The organism is Variovorax sp. PAMC26660 (assembly GCF_014302995.1).
In the GTDB taxonomy this organism is placed as follows: domain Bacteria; phylum Pseudomonadota; class Gammaproteobacteria; order Burkholderiales; family Burkholderiaceae_C; genus Variovorax.
Genome location: NZ_CP060295.1, coordinates 3,517,907 through 3,541,611 on the forward strand (window position 1 = coordinate 3,517,907; position 23,705 = coordinate 3,541,611).

The window sequence follows — 23,705 nt, forward strand, 5'->3', positions numbered from 1 at the left end:
CCCCCGATGCGAATCCGCTTTACCAAGATGCAGGGAGCCGGCAACGATTTCGTCGTGCTGGACGAAACACGCGGCACGCTGGGCCTGACCGCCGCGCAATACCGCTTTCTGGCCGACCGCCATTTCGGCGTCGGCGCCGACCAGATCCTCACCGTGCGGCCCTCGCCGGCCGAAGGCATCGACTTTCAATACGTGATCCACAACGCCGACGGCGGCGAGGTGGAGCAGTGCGGCAACGGTGCGCGCTGCTTCATGCGCTTCGTCAGCGAACACAAGCTGACCGACAAGACCGAAGTGCGCGTGCAGACGCTGGCCGGCGTGATCGCGCCGCGCATGGGCGCCGACGGCCGCGTGACGGTCGACATGGGCGCACCGATCTTTGAACCAGAGCGCGTGCCCTTCGACACCGCCGGACTCGATCCGCAGCCCGATGGCGCGTGGCAAAAGTGGCACCTTGCCCTGGGTACACGTGCGGGCACCGCTATTGTTTCGGTAGCGGTGTTGTCGATGGGCAATCCGCACGCGGTGCAGGTGGTCGACAACGTCGACACCGCACCGGTGGCCGAGCAGGGCCCGCAGATCGAGCATCACCCGCGCTTTCCGCAACGGGTGAACGCCGGCTTCATGCAGGTGGTCGACCGCTCGCACGTCAAGCTGCGGGTGTTCGAGCGCGGCGCTGGCGAAACGCTGGCCTGCGGCACGGGCGCCTGCGCGGCGGTGGTGGCGGGCATCCGGCTCGGCCTGCTGGAGCGCCGGGTCGATGTGCAGACGCACGGCGGCATTCTCACGATCGAATGGCAGGGCGAAGGCCAGCCTGTGCTGATGACGGGCCCGGCCACCACGGTCTTTGAAGGCGACATCGAGGTGCCAGAACTGCCATGACTTCCTTCACGAACAACAACGACGCCAACAACGCCATGAACCCGATCACCGAAGACGACATCGCCGATTACCTGGCGAACACGCCCGACTTCTTCGAGCGCCATGCGCAACTGCTGGCACAGGTGCAGCTCACCAGCCCGCACGGCAACCGTGCCGTGAGCCTGCAGGAGCGCCAGGCCGAGATGCTGCGCGAGAAGATCAAGGCGCTGGAGCACCGCCTGATGGACATGGTGCGCCACGGCACCGAAAACGTCGTCATTGCCGACCGGCTGCAGCGCTGGACCAGTGGCCTGCTGACCACGCGCGACCCGCGCAGCCTGCCGTACCGCATCGCGGTCGACCTGCAGTCGCTGTTCCTGGTGCCGCAGACGGCCATCAAGGTGTGGGACTGCAGCAGCGAGTACCTCAACGAGGCTTACGCCCAGTGGGTGAGCGACGACGTGAAAGCGCTGGCCACTTCGCTGACTTCGCCTTATTGCGGTCTCAATTCGGGCTTCGAGGCGGCCAAATGGCTGCCCGAGCCGACCGCCGCGATGTCGATCGCGCTGATTCCGCTGCGCGCGGACGCCGAATCGCCGGCCTTCGGCATGCTGGTGCTGGCATCGCCCGATGCGCAGCGCTTCAACGCCGAGATGGGCACCGACTTTCTCGAGCGCATCGCCGAGCTGGCCTCGGGCGGACTCTCGCGGCTGCGTCCTTGAGCCGCCCGCGCTGGTTGCGCCGGCCCTGGCAGCGCGTGCTGTTCGGCGGGCTGCTGGCCGGGGTGTTGGCGTACGCGGCCATTGCGGCGGTTGTCTGGCAACGGGCCGAAGCGGTGCTGGGCAACCCGCCGCAGCGGCCGGCCGACGCGGCGCTGATCCTGGGCAACCGTGCGTACCTCGACGGCAGGCCGAATCCCTGCCTGACCGGGCGTGTGGACACGGGCATCGCGCTGGTGAAGGCGGGGCTGGTCAAGCAGCTCGCTTTCTCGGGCGGCGTCGATACCGAAGACGGGCGCATCGAGGCCGAGGTGATGCAGCAGCATGCGAATGCCGTGGGCTACACCGGGCCGGCGTTGCTGGAGCCGGTGTCCTCGTCCACGCGGCTGAACCTGGCGCTGTCGACGCCGATCCTGCAGGCAGCGGGCGTGCACAGCGTAATCGTGGTGTCGGAGCCCTATCACCTGTGGCGCATCGAGCGGCTGGTGCGCATGAGCGGTTTCGACAAGACCTTCGACGTGCAATACGCCGCCGCGCCCACGTCGTGCTGGCGCACCTGGGGCATGCTGTTCAAGGGCGCATTGCGCGAGCCGGCCGCCATCGTGAACAATGCCGGCCATGGCTATCTCTTCTGAGCCTGCCGCGCCGGCTTCATCGGGCTGGATCGACAAGTACCTCGAGCACGTGCGCGTCGAGCGCCGTCTCGCGGCGCGCACGGTCGAGTTGTATGCCTTTCATCTGCAGTCGCTGACCGCCCATGCGGCCGATGCCAACCTGCCGCTCGACCGCGTGCAGACAGCCCACATCCGCCGCTGGATGGCGCAATTGCACGGTGCCGGCCGCGAGCCGCGCGGCATTGCGCTGGTGCTGTCTTGCTGGCGCAGCTTCTACCGCTGGCTCGGCAACGAAGGGCTGATCGGCTTCAACCCGGTGCAGGACGTGCACGCGCCCAAGGCCGGCCGGCCGTTGCCGAAGGCGCTGGGCGTGGACGACGCGGTGCGCCTGGCCGAGCTGTACGACCCTGAAGCCGACCCCTGGACCGAGGCGCGCGACAGCGCCATCGTCGAAGTGCTGTACGGCTGCGGCCTGCGCGTGAGCGAACTGACCGGCCTCGATGCGCAGGCGAGCAACACCGCGCGCGGCTGGGTCGATCTGGACGCGCTCGAAGCCAATGTGCTGGGCAAGGGCAGCAAGCGCCGCATCGTGCCGATGGGCGGCAAGGCGGCCGAAGCGGTGCGCGACTGGCTCGCGGTGCGCGGCGATTGCGCTGCGCTCACCACTGCCCGGCTGCACGATGCGAACGCGGCGGCTGCGCTCTTCATCAGTGCCAAGGGCCTGCGCATGTCCTCGCAGGCGGTGTGGAAGCTGCTGCGCGAGCGCAGCCTCAAGGCCGGCCTGACCGCGCCGGTGCATCCGCACATGCTGCGCCATTCCTTCGCCAGCCATGTGCTGCAGTCGAGCAGCGACCTGCGTGCGGTGCAGGAATTGCTGGGCCACGCCAACATCGCGACCACGCAGGTCTACACGCGGCTGGACTTCCAGCATCTGGCCAAGGCCTACGACGCGGCACATCCGCGTGCGCAAGCGCGCCCCGAAACCGCACGCGCGCCAAGGCCAGGCCCGAAAACGACAAGCAAGAACACCACAAGCAAAGAATGAAAACCCTTCGACTCAAACCGGGCAAAGAACGCTCGATGCAGCGCCGCCACTCCTGGGTCTTCGAATCCGCCATCGCGCGCGGCGCCGCCGATTCCGGCGAGACGGTGCGCGTGGAATCCCACGACGGCGCTTTCCTGGCATGGGCTGCTTTCAGCCCGATCTCCAAGATCCGCGCGCGGGCCTGGAGCTTCGTGGAAACGCAGCGCATCGATGCGGCGTTTTTTGCGGCGGTGTGCGCCCGCGCCGTTGCGGCCCGAGGCCTGTTCGACCTGCAAAGCGATGGCGTGCGCGTGGTGCACGGCGAGGCCGATGGGCTGCCGGGCTTGATCGTCGACCGCTATGGCGACACGCTGGTGGCGCAGTTCCTGTCGGCCGGCGTCGAGCGCTGGAAAGACGTGCTGGCCGACGCGCTGCTCAAGGCCACGGGCCTGACCAAGCTCTACGAGCGCTCCGACGCCAGTGGCCGCGAGCGCGAAGGCCTGAAGCCCGTCACGGGCTGGCTGCGCGGGGAGGGGCCCACCGAAATCACGATCCGCGAACACGACTGGAAGCTGTCGCTGGACATCGCGACCGGCCACAAGACCGGCTTTTATCTCGACCAGCGCGACAGCCGCCAGCGCTTTGCCGAACTGGCGAAGCACCGGCGCTTTCGGCGCGTGCTCAATTGCTTCTGTTACACGGGCGGCTTCACGGTGGCGGCGCTGTCGGGCCTCAAGGCTGCGGGCGCGCTCGAAGGGGCGGAGCTGGTGTCGGTCGATTCGTCGCAGCCGGCGCTCGACCGCGCACGCGGGCACCTTGCGCTCAATGGCTACGGCGGCGAGGGTTCGGGCATCAAGACGGAGTTTCTCGATGCCAACGTCAACACCGTGCTGCGCGAGTTCATCGAGCAGGGCCGTACCTTCGACGCCATCGTGCTCGACCCGCCCAAGTTCGCGCCCACGGCGGCGCATGCGGAGCGGGCCGCGCGGGCCTACAAGGACATCAACCGCCTGGCGCTCAAGCTGCTGGAGCCGGGCGGCGTGCTGCTGACCTTTTCGTGCTCGGGCGGCATCAGCGCCGACCTGTTCCACAAGATCGTGGCTTCGGCGGGGCTCGATGCCGGCGTGGACGGCTACATCGCCGAGCGCCTGGGCGCCGCGCCCGACCATCCCATGACCATCGAATTCCCCGAAGGGGAGTACCTGAAGGGGCTGGTGGTGGTCAGAAAGCCCGCCTGACCCCGCTTAACCCCATCACCAACGCAACTCAGTGGCATTGGCTAAACTGCCCGGCCACGCCTTTTTTGCCTCTTTCCCCCGTTTTCCGCTTCCGGAGCACTTCTTCATGGCCCTCATTCCCGCGACCATCCTCACCGGCTTTCTAGGCTCGGGCAAAACCACCTTGCTCAAGCGCATCCTGACCGAGGCCCACGGCCAGAAGATCGCGGTCATCGAGAACGAGTTCGGCGAGGAGAACATCGACAGCGACATCTTGGTCACCGAGTCGAAAGAGCAGATCATCCAGATGAGCAACGGCTGCGTCTGCTGCACCATCCGCGAAGACCTGCGCGAAGCGCTGCAGGTGCTGGCCGCCAAGAAGCGCCAGGGCCTGCTGGACTTCGACCGCGTGGTGATCGAGACCACCGGCCTGGCCGACCCCGGCCCGGTGGCGCAGACGTTCTTCATGGACGACGAGATCGCCGAGAGCTACCTGCTCGACTCGATCCTCACGCTGGTCGATGCCAAGCACGCGCCGCAGCAGCTCAACGACCGCCAGGAAGCGCGCCGCCAGGTGGGCTTTGCCGACCAGATCTTCATCAGCAAGAGCGAGCTGGTGTCGGCCGAGGAAACCGAGGCGCTGATTCACCGCCTGAAGCACATGAACCCGCGCGCGCCGCAGCAGAAGGCGCATTTCGGCGACGTGCCGCTCAAGGACATCTTCGACCTGCGCGGCTTCAACCTGAACGCCAAGCTGGACATCGACCCCGACTTCCTGAAGGAAGAAGAGGCGCATGACCACCACGACCATGACCACGCGCATGGCGAGCATTGCGACCATCCCTCGCACAAGGATGAAGGCCACGGCCACCATCATCACCATGACGACGACGTGAAGAGCTTCGTCTACAAGGCCGATCGTGCGTTCGATCCGGCCAAGCTGGAAGATTTTCTGGGTGCGATCGTCAACATCTACGGCCCGCGCATGCTGCGCTACAAGGGCGTGCTGAACATGAAGGGCACCGAGCGCAAGGTGATCTTCCAGGGCGTGCACCAGCTGATGGGCAGCGACCTGGGCCCGGAATGGGGCAAGGACGAAGTGCGCCAGAGTCGCATGGTGTTCATCGGCATCGAGCTGCCGCGCGAGATCCTGGAGCAGGGGCTGGAGCAGTGCCTGGTCTGAGTCTCTGATTTGCTCCTTCCCCCTCTGGGGGGCGGTTGGGATGGGGGCAGGCCGTCGATCAGACGCCCTGCCTTTTTCGCAGGCCGATGTGCCCCCACCCCGGCCCTCCCCCAGAGGGGGAGGGAGAAGCACCGGGCTTGCTCAGTTGCCCGCTGCGCCCAGCGGCTTGCCGTTGACCTTCAGGCTGCCTTCGCTGAATTCGACCTTGGCGGTGACGTCATCGCCGTCGCGCTTGACGAAGCCTTTTTGCTCGCCTTGCTCGACCAGGCCCGCCACCATTTCAGGCGGCGGCGTCTGGCCGCTTCCGGCGCCGGTTTCAGCGAGCTTTTCGAGCCACTTCATCGGCAACCGCGCGTTGGCCTTGAGCACGCCGCGCTTCATCAGCAGGCCGGTGCCGGGGACTTGCAGGTCTTCGTCGGTCACACCGGTCAGGCCCACGGTGTAGCTGATTTCGCCGCGCTTGCCGTCGATTTCGACCAGCGCCTTGTCGAGGCTGAATTCGGGGCTGTACTTGGCCATGGCCTTCAGATCAGGTGCCAGTTGGTCGGTCAGCGCCTTGATGGCGTCCTGCGAGGCCTTGCTGCCGCCCTTGCCGCAACCGTTGGCGGCGCTGGACTGCATCCAGGCGTCGGCCAGCTTCTTGTAGCCGGCGGCGTGGATGTTGCGGGCGCTGCTGCTCACCTCGAACTTGTCGATCTTGGTTTCGCCGATCTTGCCGCTGCCCTTGAGGGTGCCGCCCGATGCGTACAGGCCATCCTTGATGGTGGCGTCGCCGAGCAGGTCGAGGCCTTGCAGCAGCACGGTGGGCAGGGCCTTGTGCTCGCCGCCCGGGGCGTTGCCCAGGCCCTTGGGCGCCGCGAATTCGAGCGAGTCGAGGTGGCCTTCGGTCTTGCCGGTGGCCAGGATCCAGCCGGCGCTGCTGTCCATGTCGGCCTTGACGGCGAGCTTGCCCATCTTCATGGTCACGCCACTGCGGATGGAGTTGAAGTCCATGCCCGGCATCGTCAGCTCGTAGCGCACCTGGGTGCGCGCTGCGTTCACTTCCGCGCGGGCCTGCGCGCCTTGCCAGTTGAACTGGCCCTTGCCGTCTTCGGTCAACTTGACGGGCGCGACCGTCATGTCGGTCGTGAAGGCGCCACTGAAGCCGACCTTGGTGTGCACCGTCAGGGGCTTGGCCTTGCCGAACAGCTTTTCGACTTCGGCCTGCGTCTTGGCGTCGAGCACCACTTCGCTGTCGATGGTGGCGGCGGCCAGCGATCCACCGGCCAGCGGGCCGTGGTGGATGGTGTCGCGCAGGGTGATGCGCAAGGGCTTGGACGGCGTGGCATCGGCGTCCTTGTCCTCGTCGGCCTCGGCTTCTTCGCCTTCCGCGGGCTTGGCGGCAGGCGCCGGCGCAGCGGCGACGGCTTCGGGCGCGCAGCCGATTTCCAGTGTCACGGTGCTGACGGCACCCAGGAAGCTGCGGTCGTAGCTGCGCTCGACCACGCGCACCATCGCCGTCTGCTTGGGCAGCTCGTCGAAGGCGATGTCGTACCGCGATTTGATCTGCGAGGCGGCCCACCAGGTGCTGCCGCCATAGGCGACGGCGATGGCCGCGGCCAGAACTCCCAATACTGCTTTCTTGCTCAAGACTTGCTTTCTTTTGTCGAATGATCGGATGGGCCCGCGCCGCACAGGGGCATCGGCGGGCCTGCGTTGCCTCCTCCGACAACGCCGCGCGATGCTAACGGAGTTGATCGGCACGGCCACAGCGCGCCCGCGCGTTCGAGTTCTCTATACAATCGCGCGCCTGTTCCGGCAGCCATGTCCGTCCCGATGGACAAGATGTGACTTCCGGCACGGGGCGCCGCACGTTTTTGGTGGGCTTTCGGGGGTATAACCCCGGGGTTCGCCAACCGCGAGCACCCCGACAACGTGGAGCCCGCGCGGTCTGAAAGCCGCAGTGGTTCCCATGGGAGGAGACACCCAGTGAAAGCGCGTTCCAGTTCGTTCAAGGAGCCAGTCACCGTGAAGAAACCCGCCGCAAAGGCCACGCCAGCAACCAAGCCCGCCACAAAGAAGGCGCCGGCTGCGAAGGCTGTACCCGCGGCGAAAAAGGTTTCCGCCACCGCACATGGTCCTGCCGCGAAGGAGAAAAGCGCGCCGTCCAAAAAGCCCGCAGCACCACCGGTCAAAGCCGCGACCGCTGCGAAGAAGCCCGTCAAGCCTGCGACCAAGACCGCGGCAGGCGCGGGTCCATCGTCATCCAAACCTGTCGGCCGCCCTGCTGCCGTTCCTTCTGTCCCCCCGATCCCCATGAAAAAAACGGCTGCCGCCTCCTCTTCCGCCCCGGCGACACCCTCGATGCCCGTTCAAACCATCACGCCCGCACCCGCTGCACGTGGTGGCCGTGTGTCCCGGCTGTCGCAACTGACCGTCCCCTCGATGCCGCAGTCGGTGGCATCGACCGCTGCCAAATCCAGCTTCTCGCAAGCACCTTCCACCGCGCTGGTGCCGCCGCCGCCGCTGGCCGTCAAGAAAGACCCGAAGCTGGTCAACAACTGGAAGGCCAAGACCGCCGCCGAGCTGAGCGATGCCGAAGTCATCGCCATGCCCGACGACGAGTACATGAACGAAAAGCAGATGGCGTTCTTCCGCCTGAAGCTGGTCGAACTCAAGCGCGGCATTCTGGAAAACGCCGGCGAAACCACCGAGCACCTGCGTGAAGACACCGTGGTCGTGCCCGATCCGGCCGACCGCGCGACCATCGAGGAAGAACACGCCCTCGAGCTGCGCACGCGCGACCGCGAGCGCAAGCTGCTCAAGAAGATCGAGCAATCGATCCAGCGCATCGACGCCGGCGACTACGGCTACTGCGACGAAACCGGCGAACCCATCGGTGTCGGCCGCCTGCTGGCCCGCCCGACCGCCACGCTGTCGCTCGAAGCGCAACAGCGCCGCGAACTCAAGCAAAAGATGTTCGGGGATTGATCGGCGAGAAGGTAGAGAGAAACCTGCTCGTTCGACAGTCTTTCACCGCATGGCAAAGGAAGAGTCGGGCCGCCTTTTTTCCAAGGTGGCCAAGTTTGTCCGCAATCCCCTGAAGGATTGGTCGGAGCTGGATGCGCCTTCTTCGTCGGACTCCTCGCTGCCCGACCAGGCCTACAGCCGGGAAATGCTCAAGGAGATGATCGAGCGGCGCCAGCGCAACGATTTCGTGCGCCGGCGCGAGTTCGACATGCTTCGCAAGCTGCGCCAGCGCGAAGCCGCCGCCCATGCCTTCGAGGCGACGGTCACGCCGTCTTCGTTCAACCTGAACAGCTCTTCCGAAAAGCCGGAGGGCCGCGCGCTCACGCTCAAGAAGATCGACGAGATCGAGCAGCAGATGTCGCAGCAGTGGTGGAAGGGGCGGGGGCCGAACGGCGAGACGCTGGTCAACCCGCCGCCCGATGCCGGCGCCGAGACGCTGCCGCCCGTGCATGCCGGCGACCCGCTCGAAGAGCAGGCCGAGCGCGTGCCTGCCCCGGCAGCCACCGCTGCCGTTGCACCAGTGACGGCTGGCAGTCCGCCCGTCGCCAGCAGCGCGCCGCTGATGTCGTCCCGGCTCGCCCACGATGGCGCGCTCGAAGAGGCGGTGATCCGCTTTGCGCATGGCGACGATGCCGGCGCCGAAGCCATCCTGCTGCAGGCCCTGGCCTCCGAGAGCCCCACGGCTTCCGATGGCGAGAGCGATCACCCCACAGCCGAGCGTGACGACAGCCGCTGGCGTGCCCTGTTCGATCTGTACCGCGCAACGGGCGATGCCGCCAAGTTTGCGGCCGCCCGCATGCGCTATGCGCAGCGCATGAAGCGCATGGGGCCCGACTGGGTGTCGCTCGAAGAGCTGGCCCGCAGTGTGAAGGCGGTCACTGCCAGCGAAGAAGCCGTAACAACAGCCGAAGGCGGCAGCGCCGACTGGACCAGCCCCGCACGCCTGGCGCGCGAAGGTCTCATGGGCCTCACGCGCGCACTCTCGCAGGCGGGTTCGGTCTGGACGCTCGACTGGCGTGGCCTGAGCGCCATCGAGCCCGATGCGGCCGCGCCGCTGCGCGCCTTGTTCGCCCACTGGGCCGACTCGCCGGTGCAACTGCGCTTCATGGGCACCGCCCAGTTGCTGGCAGTGCTGTCCGAGGCGGCGCCCAACAACGACCGTGGCACCAACGACATCTGGTGGCAACTGCACCTTGCCGCGCTGCGCATGATGCATCTGCCCGACGATTTCGAGCTGGTGGCGCTCAACTACTGCATCACCTACGAGGTGTCGCCGCCGTCCTGGCAAGACCCCAAGGGCGAATACACCTCGCTGGCCGCGCCGCCGGCAAGCCGGCACAGTTCGGTGTGGTCGCTGCTGTCCGTTGGCGGTGACTCCGACAGCTTTCCGTCCACCGACAGCGCTTTTGCGGCGCTGGCGGGCGACCTGCGGGGCGATTCGCTCTCGTGCTGGCAGCGGCTGGACAACGATCTGCGCCACACCACGGCGCCCGTCATTTCCTGTGCGGCGCTGGTGCGCATGGATCTCGTTGCCGCCGGAACGTTGTTGAGCTGGGTGCGCGCGCGCGACGCCAACGGCGAGCGGGTGCAGTTCGTCGATGCACACCGCCTGATGGCCGCGCTGTTCAACCTGATCGGCATTGCGGACCACGCAACCGTAGCCATTCGCAAGAACTGAAACCGCCTGGAACCCGGCTTTGCCCGGGGGTTGCATTGCCGCGGCGCATCCCCAGATGGCTTCGATGGAACAGTTTCACGGCACCACCATCGTGAGCGTGCGCCGCAAGACCCCCCAAGGCGATCAGGTCGCCATTGGCGGGGACGGGCAGGTCACTCTCGGCACCATCATCATCAAGGGCACGGCGCGCAAGGTGCGACGGCTCTATCACGGCAAGGTGCTCGCTGGCTTTGCCGGCGCCACGGCCGACGCCTTCACGCTCTTCGAGCGCTTCGAGGCCAAGCTCGAAAAGCACCAAGGGCATCTGACCCGCGCAGCCGTCGAACTCACCAAGGACTGGCGCACCGACCGCGTGCTGCGCAAGCTCGAAGCCATGCTGGCCGTGGCCGACGCCACCACCTCGCTCATCATCACCGGCAACGGCGACGTGCTGGAGCCGGAAGACGGCGTCATTGCCATCGGTTCGGGTGGTGCCTATGCGCAGTCGGCGGCCAAGGCGCTGATCGACAACACCGACCTTTCGGCCGAGCAGATTGTCAGGAAATCGCTGGCGATCGCGGGCGAAATCTGCATTTACACGAACATGAACCACACGGTGGAAGCGCTCTGACCATGTCCATGACCCCCCAGGAAATCGTCTCCGAGCTCGACAACCACATCGTCGGCCAGCCGGCTGCCAAGCGCGCCGTGGCCATCGCCCTGCGCAATCGCTGGCGCCGCCAGCAGGTCGAAGAAAAGCTGCGCGGCGAGATCACGCCCAAGAACATCCTCATGATCGGCCCCACGGGCGTGGGCAAGACCGAGATCGCCCGCCGCCTTGCGCGCCTGGCGGATGCGCCGTTCATCAAGGTCGAAGCGACCAAGTTCACCGAGGTGGGCTACGTCGGCAAGGACGTCGATTCGATCATTCGCGACCTCGCGGAAATCGCCGTCAAGCAGACCCGCGAAGCCGAGAGCATCAAGGTGCGCGCGCGTGCCGAAGATGCGGCCGAAGACCGCATCCTCGATGTGCTGCTGCCACCCGCGCGCGGCGCCGATGGCAGTGCCGCCGCGCTGGAAGGCCCGAACCCCACGCGCCAGGCCTTCCGCAAGAAGCTGCGCGAGCACCAGCTCGACGACAAGGAAATCGAACTCGACCTCGCCGAGACCCGCACCCCGCTGGAGATCATGGGACCCGCCGGCATGGAAGAAATGACCGAGCAATTGCGCGGCATGTTCGGCCAGATGGGGCAGGGCAAGCGCAAGACCCGCAAGCTCAAGATCGCCGAGGCGCTGCGCCTGTTGATCGACGAAGAAGCGGCCAAGCTGGTCAACGAGGACGAGATTCGCGCGCAGGCCATCACCAATGCCGAGCAGAACGGCATCGTCTTCATCGACGAGATCGACAAGGTCGCCACGCGCAGCGAAGCGCAAGGCTCCGACGTGTCGCGCCAGGGCGTTCAGCGCGACCTGCTGCCGTTGGTCGAGGGCACGGCCGTGACCACCAAGTACGGCGTGGTGCGCACCGACCACATGCTGTTCATTGCGAGTGGCGCCTTTCACCTGAGCAAGCCGAGCGACCTGATTCCCGAGCTGCAGGGGCGCTTTCCGATTCGCGTGGAGCTGCAGTCGCTCTCGGTGTCGGACTTCGAAAGCATCCTCACGCAGACGCGTGCTTCGCTCGTGAAGCAATACCAGGCGCTGCTTGCCACCGAAGGCGTGACACTCGAATTCATGCCGGATGGCGTGACCCGGCTGGCCAGCATTGCCTTCGAGGTCAACGAGCGCACCGAGAACATCGGCGCGCGCCGTTTGTCGACCGTGATGGAGCGTTTGCTGGATGAGGTAAGCTTCGACGCGACCCGCCTTGAAGGCCAATCGATCCGCATCGATGCCGCCTATGTCGACCAGCGCCTTGCGGCACTAAGTCACGACGAAGACCTTTCGCGCTTCATTCTCTGAAGCCGCTTCTTCTTCCCCCTGTAACGGGGGAATCCTTCACGCATCACATTCACTGCGTGAGCTAAGTACTTCATTTTCAACGAAATTCGCTGATTCCCGGGTTTGGGAATCAGCGCTAAGTCGTTGATTCCATTACAAAAAATACCACCAACGGCCAGTTGCGTCCCAAGTGTTTCCTGCTACAGTGCAAAAAAGTGCAGTTAAGTGGGAAATAGTGCGGGTGGTGCCCCCTTCGGGTGCTGCAGCACCTCCCAACACAGGGGTTTCGTGGTCGTGTTTCAAGGCGCTTCATCGCTCAGTCTGGATGCCAAGGGGCGGCTCTCCGTGCCGACCCGGCACCGCGACGTCCTGAGCGCCACGGCGGGCGGCCAGCTCACGATCACCAAGCATCCGCACGGATGCCTGATGGTGTTCCCCCGTCCCGAATGGGAAAAATTCCGCGAGCGCATCGCTGCGCTGCCGATGTCGGCGCAGTGGTGGAAGCGCGTGTTCCTTGGCAACGCCATGGACGTGGAGATGGACGGCACCGGCCGCATCCTGGTGTCGCCCGAACTGCGCGCCGCCACCGGCATCGCGCGCGACACGCTGCTGCTGGGCATGGGCAACCACTTCGAACTCTGGGACAAGGCCACGTACGAGGCCAAGGAGGCCGAGGCCACCCAGGGCGAGATGCCCGATGTGTTTCAGGACTTCGCGTTCTGAGGATCCACGTGAACACCCCATGGACCCATACGACCGTCTTGCTGAACGAAGCGGTGGAAGCCCTTCTTTCCGGCAGCGCGGCGGCAACCGGCACCTATGTCGATGCAACTTTCGGCCGGGGAGGTCATGCGCGCGCAATCCTCGCGCGGCTGGCACCGGAAGGCAGGCTGATCGCATTCGACAAGGATGCGGAAGCAGTGGCCGAAGCAGCGCGCATCTCGGATGCGCGTTTTTCTATCCGGCACCAGGGATTCCGCTCGCTGGGCGAATTGCCCGATGCCAGCGTGGCGGGCGTGCTGCTGGACCTGGGCGTGAGCTCGCCGCAGATCGACAACCCGGTGCGCGGTTTCAGTTTTCGATTCGACGGCCCGCTCGACATGCGCATGGACACCACGCGCGGCGAGAGCGTGGCCGAATGGCTGGCAACGGCCGAACTTCAGCAGATTGCAGAGGTGATCCGTGACTATGGCGAAGAACGGTTTGCTGTTCAGGTTGCAAAGGCGATTGTTGCTCGCCGACAAGAACGGGGCCCAATTTCAACCACCACCGAACTGGCCGAGCTCGTGGCTGGCACGGTCAAAACCCGCGAGCAGGGCCAGAACCCTGCAACGCGCACATTTCAGGCTTTTCGGATTTTCATCAACGCCGAGCTTGAAGAGCTGCAACAGGCGCTAGAGGCAAGCCTTTCCGTGCTGCAGCCCGGCGGACGGCTCGCGGTGATCAGCTTCCACTCGCTGGAAGACCGCATCGTCAAGCAGTTCATTGCCAAGCACTCGAAGGAGGTCTACGACCGCCGTGCACCCTTTGCCGCCCCGAAGGTGATGAAGCTCAATGCGCTCGAGCGCATCAAGCCATCGCAAGCCGAGGTGAGCGGCAACCCGCGCTCGCGCAGCGCCATCCTGCGCGTGGCCGAGCGCACCGAGGCCAACTGACATGGCCCGCATCAACCTGCTCCTGCTGCTGGCCGTCATTGCGACGGCGCTGTACCTTGTGCACACGCAGTACCAGTCGCGCCAGCTCTACACAGAGCTTGACCGCGTACAGCAGGAAGCCCGCCGGCTCGAAACCGACCGCGACCGGCTGCAGGTTGAAAAGCGCGCCCAGGCCACGCCGCTGCGCGTCGAGAAGCTCGCCAAGGAGCAGCTGCAGATGCGCACCACCACGCCGGCCATCACGCAGTACGTGCGCCCGGACGGCTCGGTGATTCCGGCCGTGGCACCCCTGCCGCCGGTGACGCCGCCGAAGCCCGCGGCCGCGGGGAGGGCGCCACGATGAGCCGCGGCAACCGCAGCGTGCGCTACACCACCAGCCCCTTGCTCGCGAGCAAGACGCCGGTCTGGCGCAGCAAGTTCATCGTGGCCGGCATCGCGCTGGGCTTCGTCATGCTGGCGGCGCGGGCCGCGTACGTGCAGGTCTTCAACAACAGCTTCTTCCAGCGGCAGGGCGAAGTGCGCTTTGCGCGCACGCTGGAGCTGCCGGCCAACCGCGGTCGCATCCTCGATCGCAACGGACTCATCCTCGCGTCCAGCGTGGTGGCGCCCAGCATCTGGGCCATTCCCGAAGACATCGAACGCGACGACCCCGAAGTGCGCGCCAAGCTCAAGCAGGTGGCCAAGCTGCTGGAGATGTCGCAAAAGGACTTCGACAAGAAGCTCGAAGACGAGGACAAGACCTTCGTCTGGATCAAGCGCCAGGTCGACGAACCCATCGCCAAGCAGATCGCCGCGCTCAACCTCAAGGGCATCTACCAGCGCAAGGAATACAAGCGCCAGTACCCCGAGGGCGAGGCGGCAGCGCACGTGGTGGGCTTCACCAACGTGGAAGACAACGGGCAGGAAGGCATCGAGCTGGCCTTCAACAAGGACCTGGCCGGCAAGGCCGGCTCGCGCCGCGTCATCAAGGACCGCCTGGGCCGCGTGGTCGAAGGCGTGGGCGAGACCGTGCCGCCGCTCGACGGCAAGGACATCCAGCTCAGCGTCGACAGCAAGGTGCAGTTCTTCGCCTACCAGAAGCTGCGCGACGCGGTCACTGCGCGCAAGGCCAAGGCCGGCAGCGTGGTGGTGCTCGACGCCATCACCGGCGAAGTGCTGGCGCTGGCCAACTACCCGAGCTACGTGCCCGACAAGCGCCAGAACCTGACGGGCGAGCAGCTGCGCAACCGCGCGATGACAGACACCTTCGAGCCCGGCTCGACCATGAAGCCCATCACCGTCGGCATGGCGCTCGAAGCTGGCCGCGTGAAGCCGACGACGCTGATCGAAACCGGCCCCGGCCGCTTCCAGATCGGCGGCTTCACCATCAGCGACACCCACAACTACGGCACGCTGACGGTCGAAGGCGTGATCCAGAAGTCGAGCAACGTCGGCGCGCTCAAGATCGCCCAGAAGATGACCCCGCACGAGATGTGGGACACCTACACGGCGCTTGGCTACGGCCAGAAGCCGCAAATCCAGTTTCCTGGCGCGGTCACCGGCCGGCTGCGCCCGTGGAAGACCTGGAAGCCGGTCGAGCAGGCCACCATGGCCTACGGCTACGGCCTGTCGGCGTCGCTGTTCCAGATGGCGCACTCGTACACCTCGTTCGCGCACGACGGTTCGATCATTCCGGTCACCATCCTCAAGAGCACCGAGACGCCGGTCGGCGTGCGGGTGTTCTCCCCGTCCAACGCACTGGCGGTGCGCAAGATGCTGCAGATGGCCGCCGGCCCCGGCGGCACCGGCACGCGCGCCCAGACGGTCGGCTACTCGGTCGGCGGCAAGTCGGGCACGGCCCACAAGCAGGTCGGCAAGGGCTACGCCAGCAACAAGTACCGCGCCTGGTTCACCGGCATGGCGCCCATCGAGAAGACGCGAATCATCGTCGCGGTGATGATCGACGAGCCCACCGACGGTCAGTATTTCGGCGGGCTTGCGGCTGCGCCCGTGTTCAGCGAAGTCGTGCAGCAGACCCTGCGCATGATGAACGTTGCGCCCGATCTGGCTGTCAAACCGCTTGTGATGACGCAGGGCGTCGACGAGAGCTTCTGACCATGCTCACATTCACCTCTCCCCAATTGGCAGCGTTCTGGCTCAAGGAACGCGTGCAGGGTGCGCTGCATGCCGACAGCCGCGCCGTGGGCGCGGGCGATGCCTTCATCGCCTGGCCTGGTGCCGCGACCGACGGGCGCAAGCATGTGGCCGCCGCGCTGGCGCAGGGCGCCGTGGCTTGCCTGGTCGAGCACGAGGGCGTCGAGGCCTTCGGCTTCGACGGCGATCAGCGCATCGTGAGCTACCCCGGCCTGAAGATGGCCACCGGCCCGATCGCCTCGGCCTTCTACGACAACCCCTCGGCCCTGCTCGACGTGCTGGCCGTGACCGGCACCAACGGCAAGACCTCCACCGCGTGGTGGCTGGCCGAATCGCTCGGTACGCTGCGCGCGGCCGGTGGCGTTCGCGCGATGCGGCCCGACGGCACGCTGGAGCGCGGTGCGCCGTCGCCCTGTGCCGTGATGGGCACGCTGGGCATCGGCGTGCCGCCCGCGCTGACCTACACCGGCCTCACCACGCCCGACCCCGTGATGATGCAGCGCGAACTGCGCGCGCTGGTCACGGGCGGCTTCGGCGCCTGCGCCATCGAGGCCTCGTCGATCGGCATTGCCGAACGCCGGCTCGACGGCACGCGCGTCGCCGTGGCCGTGTTCACCAATTTCACGCAGGACCACCTCGACTACCACGGCAGCATGGACGCCTACTGGCAGGCCAAGGCGGAGTTGTTCCGCTGGACCGGCCTGCGCGCGGCCGTCATCAACATCGACGACGTGCACGGCGCCAGCCTGTGCGCGAACCTGGTCGATGCCGGCATTGGCGCGCTCGACGTCTGGACCGTGTCGGCCGAAGGCCATCCGGCGCGGCTGATGGCGCGCGACGTCGGCTACGACGCGCAGGGCCTGCAGTTCTCGGTGGCCGAGCACGGCACCGCGACGGTCGAGCGGCTGTCGACCGGCCTGATCGGCCAGTACAACGTCGCCAACCTGCTGGGCGTGCTCGGCACCCTGCGCGCCTTGGGCCTGACGCTCGCGCAATCCGTGGCTGCCTGCGCCAACCTGACCAGCGTGCCGGGCCGCATGGAGCGCGTGGCTTTGGGCGACGGCGCCAGCGCGCCGCTCGCCGTGGTCGATTACGCCCACACACCCGATGCGCTCGACAAGGCCCTGATCGGCTTGCGTCCGCTCGCCAAACAGCGCGGCGGTGCGTTGTGGTGCCTGTTCGGCTGTGGCGGCGACCGCGACCCGATCAAGCGCCCGATGATGGCCGCCGTGGCCGAGCGCCAGGCCGATCGCGTCGTCGTCACCAGCGACAACCCGCGCAGCGAAAAACCCGACGCGATCATTGCCCAGGTGCTGCGCGGCTTCTCGCGCCCCGAAGTGGCACAGGTGCAGCCCGACCGCGCCGCTGCCATTGCCGATGTGCTCGCGCAAGCCGCACCGCAAGACGTGGTGCTGATCGCCGGCAAGGGCCACGAGGCATGGCAGGAAATTGCCGGCCAGCGCATCGCGTTTTCCGACAAGGCGCATGCACTGCAGGCGTTGACCCAGCGAGGTGCCGCATGAGCGATACGACGCCGCTGAACATGACGCTGGCGCAGGCGCAGCAGTGGATTCCAGGTTCGCGCCTGGTGGGTGACCCTTTGACGGTCATCGCCCGCGTCCACACCGACACCCGCACACTGGCTGCGGGCGACCTGTTCGTCGCGCTCAAGGGCGAACGCTTCGATGCCAACGATTTCCTGGCCGATGCCAGGAAGCAGGGTGCCGTTGCTGCCATTGCCCATCATGGCCTCGAAGCTGCAGGCCTTGCCGGCCTCGAAGTGCCGGACTCGCTGGCCGCGCTCGGTGCGCTCGGCGCCGGCTGGCGCGCACAGTTCGAGCTGCCGCTGATCGCCGTCACCGGCAGCAACGGCAAGACCACCGTCACGCAGATGATTGCGGCGATCCTGTTTGCCTTCCACGCCGAACGCGCGCTGGCGACGGCCGGCAACTTCAACAACGAGATCGGCGTGCCGCTCACGCTGCTGCGCTTGCGCGCATCGCACCAGCGCGCCGTGCTCGAACTCGGCATGAACCACCCGGGCGAGATTGCGCGGCTGGCCACCATTTCGCGCCCGACCATCGCACTGGTCAACAACGCCCAACGCGAGCACCAGGAATTCATGGCCTCCGTCGAAGCGGTGGCCGTCGAGAACGCCGCCGTGTTCGCGGTGCTGCCCGACGACGGCACGGCCGTGTTTCCGTACGGCGATACCTTCACCTCGCTGTGGACCGACATGGCCCGCGAAGGCGGCAGCCGTCGCTGCATGACCTTCGGCGAAGACGAGGCTGCCGACATTTCGCTCGGCAGCGCCGAATGGACGCAGGGCGCCTGGGCCGTGCGCGTACGCACGCCGCTGGGCGCTTTCGACGCGCGCCTGCACATCGCGGGCCGCCACAACGTGGGCAACGCGCTGGCCGCCACCGCCTGCGCACTCGCGGCCGGCGTTGCCATCGAGACCATCGCGGCCGGCCTCTCGGCCTTCGAGCCGGTCAAGGGCCGCTCCAAGGCAAGCGAGATCGTGCTGCCGAACGGCCACGCGCTCACGCTGGTCGACGACAGCTACAACGCCAACCCCGATTCCGTACTCGCCGCCATCGACGTGCTCGCCGCCTTGCCGGGCCCGCGCCTGCTGGCGCTCGGTGAAATGGCCGAGGTGGGCAACCGCTCGCCCGAGTTCCACGCCGAAGTCGGCGAGCGGGCGCGCCAGCGCGGCATCGAGACCGTCTACACGATCGGCACCGCGACGGCCCACACCGTTGCAGCTTTCAAGGGCGACGCCAACGGCCGCCATTTCGAGGCATTCGACGCGCTCAGCGCGGCGGTGCTCGCCCGCTTGCCGCAGGTCGGCAGTGTGCTCGTCAAGGGATCGCGCTCCATGAAGATGGAGCGGCTGGTGCAGGCCATTGCTGCCCATGCACAACCACAACAAAAAGGAGGCCGGTCATGACGCATGAGCCGCGCAACACCACATGCTGATGAGCCTGGCCCAATGGCTGCAAACGCTGTCGCCCGAGTTCGGGTTCTTGCGCGTTTTCCAGTACCTCACGTTCCGCGCGCTGATGGCGGCGCTGACGGCGCTGGTGGTCGGCCTCGTGGCCGGTCCGTACGTGATCCGCCGCCTGACCGCCCTGAAGATCGGCCAGCCGATCCGCGGCTACGGCATGGAAACGCACCTGACCAAGAGCGGCACGCCCACCATGGGCGGTGTGCTGGTGCTGTTCTCGATCGCCTTCGCCACGCTGCTGTGGTTCGACATCTCCAACAGGTTCGTGTGGATCGTGCTGTGGGTCACGATGGGCTTTGGCGCCATCGGCTGGGTGGACGACTGGCGCAAGGTGGTGAGCAAGGACCCTGAAGGCATGCGCTCGCGCGAGAAGTATTTCTGGCAGTCGGTGGTCGGCCTCATGGCCGGTTTCTATTTGCTCTTCAGCATCTCCGAAAGCTCCAACTGGCGCGTGCTGCAGTTGTTCTTCGCCTGGGTGCAGTCGGGCTTCGATCTGGACTTCCCGCCCAAGATCAACCTGCTGGTGCCTTTCTTCAAGGAAGTGAGCTATCCGCTGGGCGGCATCGGCTTCGTGATCCTCACCTACCTGGTGATCGTCGGTGCGAGCAATGCGGTCAACCTGACCGACGGGCTCGACGGCCTGGCGATCATGCCGGTGGTGATGGTCGGTTCGGCGCTGGGCGTGTTCGCGTACGTCACGGGCAGCGCGGTGTATTCCAAGTACCTGCTGTTCCCCAATATCCCGGGCTCGGGCGAGCTGCTGGTGTTCTGCTCGGCCATGGCCGGCGCGGGCCTGGCCTTCCTCTGGTTCAACACCCATCCGGCGCAGGTCTTCATGGGCGACGTGGGCGCGCTCGCGCTGGGCGGCGCGCTGGGCACCATCGCGGTCATCGTGCGCCAGGAGATCGTGTTCTTCATCATGGGCGGCATCTTCGTGGTCGAGGCGCTCTCGGTGATGGCGCAGGTCATGTACTTCAAGTACACGAAGAAGCGCTACGGCGAAGGCCGCCGCGTGCTCAAGATGGCGCCGCTGCACCACCACTTCGAGAAGAGCGGCTGGCGCGAGACGCAGGTCGTGGTGCGCTTCTGGATCATCACGATGCTGCTGTGCCTCGTGGGCCTTTCAACGCTGAAGCTGCGCTGAGAAGAAAAAGCACATGCGGCACCTGAAAGACCTCCCCGTTCTCATCCTCGGCCTCGGCGCGTCCGGGCTGGCGATGGCGCGCTGGTGCGCGCGCCACGGTGCGGTCGTGACTGTGGCCGACACGCGCGAGGCGCCCGCGCTGCTCGCGACGCTGAAGGCGCAGTGGCCCGATGTCGTCTTTGTCGGCGGGCCGTTCTCGGCCGCACTGATCGAAGGCACGCCGATTCGCGCGGTGTACCGCTCGCCGGGCCTTTCGCCCGCGACCATTGCATCGGTGGTCGACGCGGCGCGCGCGGTCGGCCTGCCGGTCGGTGGCGAACTGGATCTGTTCGCACGTGCGCTGCTGGATTTGCGGACGGTCGAAGTGCCGGTGGTGGAAGCCGAGCCCGTGCCTGAAGTGGCGGTCGAGCCTGAAGCGCTGGCCGAGCCGGTGGCTGAAGAAGTGCCAGTCGAGGAGGCCGTGGAAACGGAAGCCCAGGCGCAACTGCCGTTGGAAGAGCCACTGCCTGTCGTCGAAACGCCGGAAGCTGTTCAAGAGGCTGCGCCGGCCGATGCCGTCGCACTCGTGACGGAACCGGTTGTGTCGACCGAACCGAGCGAACCGGCCGAACCAGCGCAAGCCGTCGAAACGCCCGAAGCCACTGAAACCAGTCCCGAGCCGGTCACCCCCGCCATGGCCGAAGCCATGCCACGCGATCCGTCGATGAGCGTTTCCGTCGCGACGCCGACAGAAGCCTCGGATGCCGAAGCGCCTGAAGCTGCATCGCAAGCCCCTGACGCCGCGGTGGAAGTCCCGGAAGCTGCGTCGGACGCGCCCACTGCCACACCGGCATCCAACACCGGCTCCCGCCTGCCGACAACCGGCAAGCCCTACGTTCCCACGGCAGCCAAGGAAGCCGCCGAGTTCGTTGCCAAGATCGCCGAGTTCGCCGCGACCAACCCGGCCTCTGCTGCCGCCGAGGAAGAAACGCCCCAGCTCGAACTGGCGCCCGTGGCCGAACCCGAACCGCCAAAGGGCTACACGCCCGCGGTGCTCGCCATCACCGGCACCAACGGCAAGACCACCGTGACCGCGCTCACCGGCCAACTGGTCGAGCGCGCGGGCAAGACCGTGGCCGTGGCCGGCAACATCGGCCCGACGCTGCTCGACACCCTGTCCGCGCACATCGATGCCGGCACGTTGCCCGACGTCTGGGTGCTTGAACTCTCCAGCTTCCAGCTCGACGGCGTGCAGGACTTCGAGCCGACCGCCGCCACCGTGCTCAACCTCACGCAGGACCACCTCGACTGGCACGGCGACATGCCGGCCTACGCGGCGGCCAAGGCGCGCATCTTCGGCGCGCGCGGCCTGCTGGTGCTGAACCGCGACGACGCCGGCGTGATGGCGATGCTGCCGCCGCCCATCCGCGCGAAGCTGCAGCGTCCGCAGATTCGCGCCCATGTCACCTTCGGCGCGGCGATGCCGCTGCGCCCCGGCGACTACGGCATCGAGCGCATCAACGGCGTCGCCTGGCTGGTGCGCGCGCTGGAAGCCGACGAAACACAGAAGCGCAAGCGCGGTGCGGTGGTGGAAGAAGAAATCTTCTTTCAGCGCCTGATGCCCGCCGATGCGCTGCGCATTCGCGGTCGCCACAACGCCATGAACGCCCTGGCCGCGCTCGCGCTCGCCAGCGCAGCCGATTGCGCGCTGGGCCCGATGCTCTATGGCCTGCGCGAGTACCGCGGTGAGCCGCACCGCGTGGAGCCGATCGCGATCGTGGACGAGGTCGAGTACTTCGACGACAGCAAGGGCACCAATGTCGGCGCGACGGTCGCCGCACTGATCGGCCTTGGCGAAGAACGCCGCGTGGTCGTGATCCTCGGCGGCGAAGGCAAGGGGCAGGACTTCGAGCCGCTCGCAGAACCCGTGCGCAAGTACGCGCGCGCCGTGGTGCTGATCGGACGCGACGCGCCGATCATCGAAGCCGCGCTGGCCACGACCGGTGTTTCGCTGATGCATGCCGGCTCGATGGAGGAGGCCGTCAGGCTCTGCGCCGCCCGTGCCAACCCCGGCGATGCCGTGCTGCTGTCACCCGCCTGTGCGAGCTTCGACATGTTCAAGGACTACGAGCACCGCGCCGAAGTGTTCCGCGAGGCCGTGCAGGCCTACGCGGACAGCCCGCGCGGCCTTCTTGGGGAACACACCCCGACGCAAGACGCCCCGTCGTCTTCCGCTTCGGGATCGATGGAGGAGCAGGTTTGAACTCCGCTGCCTCAGGCGCCACGCCAGAGACCCGCACCAGCCGCTTCGGTGGCTGGTTCACGCGTGCCCGCAGCGGCATCGACGCCTTGCCGATGCACCTGCCGGTGCGCCTGGGCGGCGCCGGCTTCTCGCAGACCAAGGCCACGCCGATGCGTGTGCTGGGTTTCGACCAGGCGCTGGTCTGGGTCACGGTCGCGCTGCTGACCTGGGGCCTGATCATGGTGTATTCGGCCTCGATCGCACTGCCCGACAACCCGCGCTTTGCGCGCGCCGGCTACGGTGCTTCGTTCTTCCTCACGCGGCATGCCGCCTCGGTGGTGATCGCGTTCATCGCCGCGCTGCTGGCCTTCCAGATTCCGATGAAGACCTGGGAGCGTGCCGCGCCCTGGCTCTTCGTGGCCTCGCTGCTGCTGCTGGTGGCCGTGCTCATTCCGCACATCGGCATCAACGTCAACGGCGCGCGCCGCTGGCTGCCGATGGGCTTCATGCGCTTCCAGCCCTCCGAACTCGCCAAGCTCGCGATGGTGCTCTACGCCGCCAGCTACATGGTGCGCAAGATGGAGATCAAGGAGCGGTTCTTCCGCGCCGTGCTGCCGATGGGCATCGCGGTGGTGGTGGTCGGCATGCTGGTGATGGCCGAGCCCGACATGGGCGCATTCATGGTGATCGCCGTGATCGCCATGGGCATCCTGTTCCTGGGCGGCGTGAACGCGCGCATGTTCTTCGTGATTGCCGCGCTGGTGGTGGTGGCCTTCGGCAGCATCGTCGCGAGCAGCCCGTGGCGCCGCGAGCGCATCTTTGCCTACCTCGATCCCTGGAGCGAAGAACACGCGCTTGGCAAGGGCTACCAGTTGTCGCACTCGCTGATCGCCATCGGGCGCGGCGAGATCTTCGGGGTGGGCCTGGGCGGCAGCGTCGAGAAGCTGCACTGGCTGCCCGAGGCGCACACCGACTTTCTGCTCGCCGTGATCGGTGAAGAGTTCGGCCTGATCGGCGTGCTGCTGATCATCGGCCTGTTCCTCTGGCTCACGCGCCGCATCATGCACATCGGCCGCCAGGCGATCGCGCTGGACCGCGTGTTCTCGGGCCTCGTCGCCCAGGGCGTCGGCGTGTGGATCGGCTTCCAGACCTTCATCAACATGGGCGTGAACCTGGGCGCATTGCCGACCAAGGGGCTGACCCTGCCGCTGATGAGCTTCGGGGGCTCGGCCATCCTGATGAACATGGTCGCATTGGCCATCGTGCTGCGCATCGACTATGAAAACCGCGTTCTCATGCGCGGAGGCCGCGTATGAGAAC

Annotated in this window: 20 protein-coding genes; 19 read left to right on the plus strand and 1 reads right to left on the minus strand. The window is 66.7% G+C overall.

What is annotated here, in order from left to right:
• Positions 1-6: 6 nt before the first annotated feature.
• The 6 genes from dapF (at position 7) to H7F35_RS16760 (ending at position 5,618) form a co-directional block, all read left to right on the plus strand.
• Positions 7-882, plus strand: coding sequence for a diaminopimelate epimerase (dapF, locus tag H7F35_RS16735; protein WP_187113928.1), 876 nt, complete (start codon positions 7-9; stop codon positions 880-882).
• Entirely contained in the window at positions 879-1,583 is a 705-nt protein-coding gene (locus H7F35_RS16740) for a DUF484 family protein (protein ID WP_187113929.1), read from the plus strand. The genes dapF and H7F35_RS16740 overlap by 4 nt, the downstream gene beginning before the upstream one ends.
• Entirely contained in the window at positions 1,580-2,215 is a 636-nt protein-coding gene (locus H7F35_RS16745) for a YdcF family protein (protein ID WP_187113930.1), read from the plus strand. Before H7F35_RS16740 ends, H7F35_RS16745 begins: the two co-directional genes overlap by 4 nt.
• A complete protein-coding gene (locus H7F35_RS16750) occupies positions 2,199-3,239 on the plus strand; it encodes a tyrosine recombinase XerC (protein ID WP_187113931.1) in 1,041 nt (346 codons plus the stop codon). Before H7F35_RS16745 ends, H7F35_RS16750 begins: the two co-directional genes overlap by 17 nt.
• Entirely contained in the window at positions 3,236-4,456 is a 1,221-nt protein-coding gene (locus tag H7F35_RS16755; RefSeq protein WP_187113932.1) for a class I SAM-dependent rRNA methyltransferase, read from the plus strand. The genes H7F35_RS16750 and H7F35_RS16755 overlap by 4 nt, the downstream gene beginning before the upstream one ends.
• A gap of 106 nt (positions 4,457-4,562) precedes the next feature.
• A complete protein-coding gene (locus H7F35_RS16760; protein ID WP_187113933.1) occupies positions 4,563-5,618 on the plus strand; it encodes a CobW family GTP-binding protein in 1,056 nt (351 codons plus the stop codon).
• Positions 5,619-5,759: 141 nt separating this feature from the next.
• On the opposite strand, the gene H7F35_RS16765 is transcribed toward H7F35_RS16760, so the two are convergent.
• On the minus strand, positions 5,760-7,247 hold the full coding sequence (locus H7F35_RS16765; RefSeq protein ID WP_261803655.1) for a YdgA family protein: 1,488 nt from the start codon (positions 7,245-7,247) through the stop codon (positions 5,760-5,762).
• A gap of 378 nt (positions 7,248-7,625) precedes the next feature.
• Here H7F35_RS16765 and dksA point away from each other — a divergent pair, with 378 nt between their 5' ends.
• From dksA to ftsW, 13 genes are all read left to right on the plus strand, one after another.
• Positions 7,626-8,588 carry an RNA polymerase-binding protein DksA gene (gene dksA, locus H7F35_RS16770; protein ID WP_261803690.1) on the plus strand — a complete coding sequence of 321 codons (963 nt, stop codon included), beginning with the start codon at positions 7,626-7,628 and terminating at the stop codon, positions 8,586-8,588.
• Positions 8,589-8,637: 49 nt separating this feature from the next.
• Entirely contained in the window at positions 8,638-10,305 is a 1,668-nt protein-coding gene (locus H7F35_RS16775) for an STAS domain-containing protein (protein ID WP_187113936.1), read from the plus strand.
• A 64-nt stretch (positions 10,306-10,369) separates the two neighbouring features.
• The gene (gene hslV, locus H7F35_RS16780; RefSeq protein WP_187113937.1) at positions 10,370-10,915 is read left to right on the plus strand and encodes an ATP-dependent protease subunit HslV; all 546 of its coding nucleotides are present in this window, start codon (positions 10,370-10,372) and stop codon (positions 10,913-10,915) included.
• A 2-nt stretch (positions 10,916-10,917) separates the two neighbouring features.
• Positions 10,918-12,246, plus strand: coding sequence for an ATP-dependent protease ATPase subunit HslU (hslU, locus tag H7F35_RS16785; RefSeq protein WP_187113938.1), 1,329 nt, complete (start codon positions 10,918-10,920; stop codon positions 12,244-12,246).
• A gap of 273 nt (positions 12,247-12,519) precedes the next feature.
• A complete protein-coding gene (mraZ, locus tag H7F35_RS16790) occupies positions 12,520-12,948 on the plus strand; it encodes a division/cell wall cluster transcriptional repressor MraZ (RefSeq protein ID WP_013539433.1) in 429 nt (142 codons plus the stop codon).
• 8 nt (positions 12,949-12,956) lie between these two features.
• Positions 12,957-13,880, plus strand: coding sequence for a 16S rRNA (cytosine(1402)-N(4))-methyltransferase RsmH (gene rsmH / locus H7F35_RS16795; protein ID WP_187113939.1), 924 nt, complete (start codon positions 12,957-12,959; stop codon positions 13,878-13,880).
• Position 13,881: 1 nt separating this feature from the next.
• Positions 13,882-14,223 carry a cell division protein FtsL gene (ftsL, locus tag H7F35_RS16800; RefSeq protein ID WP_187113940.1) on the plus strand — a complete coding sequence of 114 codons (342 nt, stop codon included), beginning with the start codon at positions 13,882-13,884 and terminating at the stop codon, positions 14,221-14,223.
• Complete coding sequence (locus H7F35_RS16805) at positions 14,220-15,974, plus strand: peptidoglycan D,D-transpeptidase FtsI family protein (protein WP_187113941.1); 1,755 nt, start codon at positions 14,220-14,222, stop codon at positions 15,972-15,974. The genes ftsL and H7F35_RS16805 overlap by 4 nt, the downstream gene beginning before the upstream one ends.
• A 2-nt stretch (positions 15,975-15,976) precedes the next feature.
• Positions 15,977-17,536: a UDP-N-acetylmuramoyl-L-alanyl-D-glutamate--2,6-diaminopimelate ligase gene (locus H7F35_RS16810; RefSeq protein WP_187113942.1), complete on the plus strand. Its 1,560-nt coding sequence runs from the start codon at positions 15,977-15,979 to the stop codon at positions 17,534-17,536.
• A complete protein-coding gene (gene murF, locus H7F35_RS16815) occupies positions 17,533-18,963 on the plus strand; it encodes a UDP-N-acetylmuramoyl-tripeptide--D-alanyl-D-alanine ligase (protein ID WP_187113943.1) in 1,431 nt (476 codons plus the stop codon). The genes H7F35_RS16810 and murF overlap by 4 nt, the downstream gene beginning before the upstream one ends.
• Before the next feature lie 22 nt (positions 18,964-18,985).
• The gene (mraY, locus tag H7F35_RS16820) at positions 18,986-20,164 is read left to right on the plus strand and encodes a phospho-N-acetylmuramoyl-pentapeptide-transferase (protein WP_187113944.1); all 1,179 of its coding nucleotides are present in this window, start codon (positions 18,986-18,988) and stop codon (positions 20,162-20,164) included.
• 13 nt (positions 20,165-20,177) lie between these two features.
• Complete coding sequence (gene murD, locus H7F35_RS16825) at positions 20,178-22,406, plus strand: UDP-N-acetylmuramoyl-L-alanine--D-glutamate ligase (protein ID WP_187113945.1); 2,229 nt, start codon at positions 20,178-20,180, stop codon at positions 22,404-22,406.
• Positions 22,403-23,701 (plus strand): putative lipid II flippase FtsW, encoded by a 1,299-nt coding sequence (gene ftsW, locus H7F35_RS16830; RefSeq protein ID WP_187113946.1) that lies wholly within the window; start codon positions 22,403-22,405, stop codon positions 23,699-23,701. Before murD ends, ftsW begins: the two co-directional genes overlap by 4 nt.
• Positions 23,702-23,705 lie beyond the last annotated feature (4 nt).